We start from the raw sequence: 7,716 nt of genomic DNA, 5'->3' as shown, positions 1-7,716 counted from the left end.
TCCCGGTCCACGTCCACGTCGGCGGCGCGCTGCTGCGGCGGCACCCGGACCCCTCGGGCACGCGGGTCCGGTATGCCGGTCCCGGCGGAGCCCTGCGCGCCCTGCTTCACGGGTCCTCCTCCGGACGTGTCGGTACTTGGGGTCATTACGGCGTCTTGTTACTCGTCCGTCAAGCACCTTAGGCGCAGATCGGACTAGTTCAAATCCCGAGGCAGTTGGGTAAGGTAAGCCTTACCTCTAAACCAACGGCGAATCGGTGGTCCCGGCATGCCCCTGCCTTCTTCGGCCGTAGCGGACGCGTACGCCCGCCTCACCGAGGTCATCCCCGGGCTCGCGATCACCGAACTCGCCCCGCGACAACCACTCCCGACCGGCGGCGGCTGGGCCTCGGCCGCCGCGCTGGCCGAGGGCGGCGCGGGCCTGGAATCGTTCCTGGCCTGGGACGACGCCCAGGTCCTGCGCGACCACGGCCAGCAGGGCCGCCCGGACGTGATAGCAAGCTTCGGCCTGCACCGCTACGCCTGGCCGGTCTGCCTCCTGTTCACGGTCCCGTGGTTCCTGCACCGCCGGGTCCCCCGCCTCCCCGTGACCCACATCTCCTACGACCGCACCGCCGCCGGCCTCGACATGGGCCACCTGGTGGTCCGCACCGACTCCTTCGCCTGCCTCCCCGGCGACCCGGCGGCGGGACTGCCCGGTGCCCGGGTGGTCGCCGGCGAGGAGGCGCTGCGCGCGGAGGTGCGGGCCGCGGTGGCCGAGCACATGGAGCCCGTACTCGCCGGCTTCGGGCCACGGATGCGACGGCGGGGGCGCGCACTGTGGGGCATGGCGACCGACGAGATCGTCGAGAGCCTCTGGTACGTCGCCGACCTCTTCGGCGAACAGCCGCGCGCCGTGCGCGAGTTGGAGGCGCTGCTGCCGGGCGCGACCAAGCCCTACGTCGGAACGGCCGCGTTCCGTGAACTGACCGGCCCCGACGGGGAGTCGCTGCCCACCCGGGACCGGGTGAGCTGCTGCATGTACTACACGCTGGACGCGATGGACACCTGCCCGACCTGCCCGCGCACCTGTGAGGCGGAGCGGGTCACCAAGCTGCTGGCCGCCGCGGCGAGTTGAGGGACCCTCAGTCACACCTTCCACTCGGGGCCCGCTAGGATCAGCCGCGAACGAGACGCCCGCCCGGTTACAGGCGCTTCACAACTTCCTCACTTGTCGCAGGAACTTTCCGTGGAACCACCCGTACGGGTAGTCTTATTCGAACTCAACTCCCGCCCCTCAAGCGGCAGTTCGAGCAGAAAGCCGCCCTGGGCATCCCCTTGCACTTCCTTGGCGGCCTCTTGCCCCGAAAACGCCTGAGGGCCGTTGGGATTGGGCCACTATGGCGGGCGTTACGCCCTATCCCAATGCAAGGGACCCCAGATGAGACTGACCGACATATCGCTGAACTGGCTGCTTCCCGGCGCCGTACTGCTCCTGGGCATGCTGGCGGCGATTGCGGTGCTCGCGCGGAGCAAGCGGTCCGGCGGGGAGCACGCGAAAGACGACTCGTGGGAGCGCACGGAGGAGCGCCGCAGGCGCAAGGAGGCCATATACGGCATCGCCTCCTACGTCCTTCTGTTCTGCTGTGCGGCGGTCGCCGCGGCACTCTCGTTCCACGGACTGGTCGGCTTCGGCCAGGAGAACCTCGGCCTCACCGACGGCTGGGAGTACCTGGTCCCGTTCGGCCTGGACGGCGCGGCCATGTTCTGCTCCGTCCTCGCGGTTCGCGAGGCCAGCCACGGCGACGCGGCCCTCGGCTCCCGCATACTCGTATGGACGTTCGCGGCCGCGGCCGCCTGGTTCAACTGGGTGCACGCGCCCAGGGGTGTCGACCACGCGGGCGCTCCGCAGTTCTTCTCCGGCATGTCGCTGTCGGCCGCGGTCCTGTTCGACCGCGCGCTGAAGCAGACCCGTCGTGCCGCGCTGCGCGAGCAGGGTCTCGTGCCGCGTCCGCTGCCGCAGATCCGTATCGTCCGCTGGCTGCGGGCCCCCCGGGAGACCTACAGCGCCTGGTCGCTGATGCTCCTGGAGAACGTGCGCAGCCTGGACGAGGCGGTCGACGAGGTGCGCGAGGACAAGGCGAAGAAGGAAGAGACCCGACTGCGCCGCCGCGACCAGCAGCGGATCGAGCGGGCCCAGCTCAAGGCCATAAGCCGGGGCCAGCGCGGCCTCATCGGCCGCGGCCGGTCGTCGGAACCGCAGGCCCTGGAGCGCGGCTCCGCTCAGCCTTCCGCGGAGCCTGCTCTATCGACCGGAGAACCGCTGCCAGTTCGCACGCGTCCCTCACTCCAGCCAGTCCGCGGGGCATCTGACCCGATAACCGTCGACCTCACCGCGGAGGACGACACCATGGCCCTGCCGCGGCTCGACTCCCTTGAGCGCAAACTCAAGGACCTGGAGCAGCAGTTCGGCTGAGATCCGGGACCACGAGGTCCGGGACCGGGCGACAACGGGACGGGGGCGGAGTCCAACTGGACGCCGCCCCCGTCCCGTTGCTCATGCCGCGTCCGAATCGAGTTCGAACCAGACGGACTTGCCCACCCCGTGGGACGACACTCCCCAGGCGTCCGCGAGGGACTGCACCAGGACCAGGCCCCGCCCGTGCGTACCGTCGTCGGCGATCGGTGCGCGCAGTCTGGGCCTTCGGGCCACGAAGTCCCGTACCTCCACGCGCAGTCCACGCGGTCCGACCGTCGCCGTCAGAACGGCGTCGTGGTCGGTGTGGATCAGCGCGTTGGTGACGAGTTCACTCGTGAGCAGCTCCGCTATCTCCGATCGTCCCGGCCTCCCCCAGTGCCGTAACAGTTCACGCAACGCCCTACGGGCTTCGGGCACCGCCCGCAGGTCCGCGCGTCCGAGTCTGCGCCTCAGTTGAGGCGACTGCGCCGGTTCCATGGCGCTGTCGGCCGTTTCCTCCACCGTTTTCGCCGAGGAGGCCCCGACCGCCATGGGACCGCCCCCTCGTGCTTGCCTTTTCATGACCCCCGCCTGCACGCCGGTTTTCCGGTTCCCCTCCTGCTCGAACATGTTCACGAGGATCCATGCCCTCGTCCGGAACGGGCCAGTCATGTCGAGTTGTCAACGACCAGGTGTTCGGCCATGGTTGGGCCGGATCCGGCGGGGCGGAGGATTCGGGGGTGTCGGCGTCCGTACGGTCGAACGGCCACCGTACGGAGCATGCGGCCCGGGCGGGGCGGTCGGGGCGGTCGGGGCGTCCCCCTCCGCGATGTCATGGCATCCCGCGCCGGGACCAGACACCTCGTGCCGTCCTGACCACCGGCGATCGCACCGACTGCCGACGCCGGGCTGCCGATCCGGCCGTAGTCCGCGAAGGCGTGGGGCGGTTGGTCCCCCCGGAACCCCCCGAGGCCCGTCCTCCGCGAATCTGGCCGGAATCAGCCGCTCAGGAACCGCGAACTTCCCCTCCGCGAGGCCTACTTGCCCCCGATGCCCTTCGTGCCGATGTGGAAGATCTTGTGCGTCGTACGGGTCATGTCGACGACCAGCCTGGTGGTGTCGCCGCCGCCCCAGGTCAGGGTGATGACGGCCTCGGTGTGGTCGGCGGTGCCGTTGTCGGTGACCTTCCAGCTCAGGGGGGTGTTCTGCGCCTGGAGGACGCCGTCCGCGTGGTTCTTGTCCTCCCAGGCCGTCAGCTCCTTGAGGTAAGCGGGCGTGAGGTAGTACGCGCGCAGCTGCCGGGCGAGCTTGCCGCCGCCGTTGTCGAGGTCGCTCTCGGCGTCGACGTAGGCGCCGTAGAAGTCGGCGATGCGGGTGATGTTGTCGGACGGTGAGCCGCTGACGGTGCGCGGGGCGCCGGCGGAGGCCTGGGCCGCCACGCCCAGCCCGAGGGCGAGGGCGAGGCCGGCGGCGAGGGCGGTGCGACGCGTGGCCTTCTTGCTGTTCACGTGGGTTCCCCGTTCGGGTCGGTGCCGTGCTGTGTGGTCGCTCAGAGCTTCGGCGCCCGGTGCGGACGACCGCAATGACCGACACCGACCCCGCGACGGTGGAACCGTCCCACCCCCGCTGACCTCCTCATATGTGGAGTGCCTGGGATGCCGTCCCGGGACGCGACGCGCACGGGGGAACGGTGTCGGGCCAGGGCGACGACAAGGATGTCGAGGAGTTCGCGGCGCTGCTGCGCCGGCTGAAGGACCGCGCGGACCGCAGCTACAGCCAGTTGGCCCGCCGCCTGAACATGAACGCCTCGACCCTGCACCGCTACTGCGTGGGCGAGGCGGTCCCGCTCGACTTCGCCTCCGTGGAGCGTTTCGCTGGCCTGTGCGGGGCGACACCGGAGGAACGGCTGCGGCTGCACCGGTACTGGATCCTGGCGGTGGCGGCCCGGCAGCGTCCCAGGGTCGCCGGGAATCCGGTCCCCGAACCGGTGCCGGAGGAAATCCCCGCGCCGACGCCGAGCCCCTGGTACCGACGCCGGCTCACGCTCACCGCCACCGTGGTGTGCGCGGTACTCGCGGTGTGGGGCAGCCTGTCGGCGGTCTCCACCCACCACACGGCCAAGCCCAAGGCCACACCGTCCGCACCCCCGGCGCCCCTCACCTGGACCGCCAACTCCCAGGCGTGGGCCATCCATTGCAGCCACGACTACGTCGTCGAGAAGTCACCCGCGCGGGTTCCGCCGCCCCCGGCCCCGGAGGACGCCGGGACCTGGGCGGCGAAACAGCGCGCGGTGCACGGGCGGGAGACCGACGTCGAGATCTCGGTGCAGGGGCGGACGACCACGGCCGTCGTCCTGGAGTCGCTGCGCGTACGGGTCGTGGGCCGGGCCGCCCCCGTCCACGGCACCGCCTACGCCATGGACCAGGGCTGCGGCGGCGAGGTCAGCCCCCGCTACTTCGGAGTGGACCTGGACGCCCGCCGCCCCCTGGCCCGCCCGGTCGCCGGGAGCGACCTGGGCACGCCGGTCCCCGCGGTGCACCTGCCGTACCGGGTCTCCGCCCAGGACCCGGAGGTACTGCTGGTCAAGGCCCGGACCCAGACCTGCGACTGCCGCTGGTACCTCGAACTCGGCTGGTCCTCCCAGGGCCGCACCGGCACCCTCCGCATCGACGACCACGGCAGGCCGTTCCGCACGACGAGCATCAAGGGCCTGCCGCACTACTGGTACTCGGCGAAGGGTTGGGCGCCGTACGACGGCTAGAGCCCACGCACGTTCCTGATGTTGGAGCGGGCCATCTGCAGCATCCGGCCAACTCCCCCGTCCAGCACGATCTTCGACGCCGAGAGCGCGAATCCCGTCACCATCTCGGCGCTGATCTTCGGCGGGATGGACAGCGCGTTGGGGTCGGTGACCACATCGACGAGGGCCGGGCCCTTGTGCTTGAGGGCGGCCTTCAGAGCGCCTTCGAGGTCCTTGGGCTTCTCGACCCGCACTCCATACGCACCGCACGCGCGCGCCACGGCGCCGAAGTCGGGGTTCTTGTTGGTGGTGCCGTACGACGGGAGACCGGCGACCAGCATCTCCAACTCGACCATTCCCAGGGAGGAGTTGTTGAACAGGACGACCTTCACCGGCAGGTCGTACTGGACGAGGGTGAGGAAGTCGCCCATCAGCATGGAGAATCCGCCGTCGCCGGACATCGAGATGACCTGGCGTTCGGTGTCGGTGAACTGGGCGCCGATCGCCATCGGCAGCGCGTTCGCCATCGACCCGTGGGAGAACGAACCGATCACACGGCGGCGGCCGTTGGGCGTGATGTAGCGGGCGGCCCACACATTGCACATCCCGGTGTCGACGGTGAACACGGCGTCCTCGTCGGCCAGTTCGTCGAGTACGGAGGCCACGTACTCGGGGTGGATCGGGACGTGCTTCTCGACCTTCCGCGTGTACGCCTTGACGACGCCCTCCAGCGCGTCGGCGTGCTTCTTGAGCATCCGGTCGAGGAACCGCCGGTCCCCCTTCGGCTTCACCCGCGGGATGAGACAGCGCAGCGTCTCCTTCGCGTCGCCCCACACCGCGAGGTCCAACTTCGAGCGCCGGCCGAGGTGTTCGGGCCGTACGTCGATCTGGGCGATCTTCACGTCGTCGGGGAGGAAGGCGTTGTACGGGAAGTCGGTGCCGATGAGGATCAGCAGGTCGCACTCGTGGGTGGCCTCGTAGGCGGCGCCGTAGCCGAGGAGACCACTCATCCCGACGTCGTACGGGTTGTCGTACTGGATCCATTCCTTGCCGCGCAGGGCATGTCCGATCGGGGACTTGATCTTCCCGGCGAACTCCATCACCTCGGCGTGCGCACCCGCCGTGCCGCTGCCGCAGAACAGGGTGACCTTGTCCGCCTCGTCGATCATCTCGACGAGCTTCTCGATCTCGGCGTCGCCGGGGCGGACCGAGGGGCGGGAGGTGACGAGGGCGGTCTCGGCGGCCTTGTCGGGGGCGGGCTCGGAAGCGATGTCGCCGGGGAGGGAGACGACGCTGACGCCGGACTGTCCGACAGCGTGCTGGATGGCGGTCTGGAGGAGCCGCGGCATCTGCTTGGGGTTGGAGATGAGTTCGCTGTAGTGACTGCACTCCTGGAAGAGCCGCTCCGGGTGGGTCTCCTGGAAGTAGCCGAGGCCGATCTCGCTGGACGGGATCTGCGAGGCGAGGGCGAGGACCGGGGCCATGGAGCGGTGGGCGTCGTAGAGGCCGTTGATGAGGTGCAGGTTGCCGGGGCCGCAGGAGCCGGCGCAGGCCGCGAGCTTCCCGGTTATCTGGGCTTCCGCGCCGGCGGCGAAGGCGGCGGTCTCCTCGTGCCGGACGTGGATCCAGTCGATGGCGGAGTTGCGGCGGATCGCGTCGACGACCGGGTTGAGGCTGTCGCCGACGACACCGTAGAGGCGCTTGACTCCGGCGCGGACGAGGATGTCGACGAACTGTTCGGCAACGTTCTGCTTGGCCATGGTTCTCGCGCGCCCTTCGGTTTCCTGTGTCCTGCGGATCCCTCTGGGTTCCATGAATTCACAGCCCGGGCCCTCACGCCTCCCAAACCGCGGCGGCCGTGCGGTCGTCGGCATAACCCTTGACCCGTACTTGGGTGTCGGCGAGGAACGCGGCCAGACCGGGCGGGGCGACCGCGGACCACCTGCCCGCCAGATGGGCGGACAGCTCGGGTTCACCGCGCAGCGGTTCGGCGAGGCCGCCGGTGCACATCAGCAGCGTGTCTCCCGGGCGGGCCACCGAGGCACGGAAACGGAAGGGTTCGCGGGGCGGTTCGGGGGCGGGTTCGTACGGGCTCGGCGGCGTCGGGATACCGAGGTCCATGGTGAGCCGGTCGCCCTCGGGAGTCTCGGCCGGCTGCGAGCCGAAGCCGACGACCGCCTCACCGGCCGTGTCACCGACGGCGGGCTCGATGTCCTGCCACTCCCCGTCGCGCAGCCGGAACAGCCCGCCGGGACCGACACCGAAGAAGACGCGGGTACGGCACTCCGGGTGGGCGGGGAGGAGGAGACAGCGCAGGGTGGCCGCGTACTCGTCCGGGTCGATGCCCTGCTCGGCGGCGCTGGCCCGGAGTTTGCCGAGGCTGCGGTCGGTGAGCCGGTGCAGGCCCGACTTCAGGTCACCGCGCCGGGCGGCCCGGATGTCCTCCGCGAGCCTCGCATGGCTCCGCCCCACGGCCCGCCCGATCCAGTGACAGGCCTCGGCGGCGGCCCGATGCGCCCCCGGTGTGGCCCGGGCCCCGG

Annotated in this window: 7 protein-coding genes; 3 read left to right on the top strand and 4 right to left on the bottom strand. The window is 70.4% G+C overall.

The window, feature by feature from the left end; genetic code table 11:
• Nucleotides 1-267: 267 nt before the first annotated feature.
• Nucleotides 268-1,116, top strand: coding sequence for a (2Fe-2S)-binding protein (locus R6V09_RS40800; protein ID WP_317886540.1), 849 nt, complete (start codon nt 268-270; stop codon nt 1,114-1,116).
• 303 nt (nt 1,117-1,419) lie between these two features.
• On the top strand, nt 1,420-2,454 hold the full coding sequence (locus R6V09_RS40795; RefSeq protein WP_317886539.1) for a DUF2637 domain-containing protein: 1,035 nt from the start codon (nt 1,420-1,422) through the stop codon (nt 2,452-2,454).
• Between the two features lie 81 nt (nt 2,455-2,535).
• Here R6V09_RS40795 and R6V09_RS40790 read toward each other — a convergent pair whose 3' ends face one another.
• Both R6V09_RS40790 and R6V09_RS40785 read right to left on the bottom strand, forming a co-directional pair.
• Nucleotides 2,536-2,988, bottom strand: a complete 453-nt coding sequence (locus R6V09_RS40790; protein ID WP_262056427.1) for an ATP-binding protein — start codon at nt 2,986-2,988, stop codon at nt 2,536-2,538.
• Between the two features lie 485 nt (nt 2,989-3,473).
• Nucleotides 3,474-3,944, bottom strand: coding sequence for a hypothetical protein (locus R6V09_RS40785; protein ID WP_317886538.1), 471 nt, complete (start codon nt 3,942-3,944; stop codon nt 3,474-3,476).
• Between the two features lie 182 nt (nt 3,945-4,126).
• Here R6V09_RS40785 and R6V09_RS40780 point away from each other — a divergent pair, with 182 nt between their 5' ends.
• Nucleotides 4,127-5,197 carry a helix-turn-helix domain-containing protein gene (locus R6V09_RS40780; RefSeq protein ID WP_317886537.1) on the top strand — a complete coding sequence of 357 codons (1,071 nt, stop codon included), beginning with the start codon at nt 4,127-4,129 and terminating at the stop codon, nt 5,195-5,197.
• Here the strand turns inward: R6V09_RS40780 and R6V09_RS40775 are convergent.
• Together R6V09_RS40775 and R6V09_RS40770 are read right to left on the bottom strand one after the other, a co-directional pair.
• Entirely contained in the window at nt 5,194-6,936 is a 1,743-nt protein-coding gene (locus R6V09_RS40775) for a pyruvate dehydrogenase (RefSeq protein ID WP_317886536.1), read from the bottom strand. The two genes, R6V09_RS40780 and R6V09_RS40775, sit on opposite strands and share 4 nt — an antisense overlap.
• 73 nt (nt 6,937-7,009) lie before the next feature.
• On the bottom strand, nt 7,010-7,716 hold a 707-nt coding region (locus tag R6V09_RS40770; protein WP_317886535.1), incomplete at its 5' end, for a protein phosphatase 2C domain-containing protein.

Origin of the sequence: Streptomyces sp. W16, assembly GCF_033194735.1 — a bacterium.
Taxonomy (GTDB): Bacteria; Actinomycetota; Actinomycetes; order Streptomycetales; family Streptomycetaceae; genus Streptomyces.
The sequence above is the reverse complement of the archived record's forward strand: the minus strand, read 5'-3'. Positions and strand labels throughout refer to the sequence as shown.

Coding starts and splice junctions, on each gene's coding strand:
- R6V09_RS40800 (WP_317886540.1), top strand. CDS start 268: ATGCCCCTGCCTTCTTCGGCCGTAGCGGACGCGTACGCCCGCCTCACC.
- R6V09_RS40795 (WP_317886539.1), top strand. CDS start 1,420: ATGAGACTGACCGACATATCGCTGAACTGGCTGCTTCCCGGCGCCGTA.
- R6V09_RS40790 (WP_262056427.1), bottom strand. CDS start 2,988: ATGGCGGTCGGGGCCTCCTCGGCGAAAACGGTGGAGGAAACGGCCGAC.
- R6V09_RS40775 (WP_317886536.1), bottom strand. CDS start 6,936: ATGGCCAAGCAGAACGTTGCCGAACAGTTCGTCGACATCCTCGTCCGC.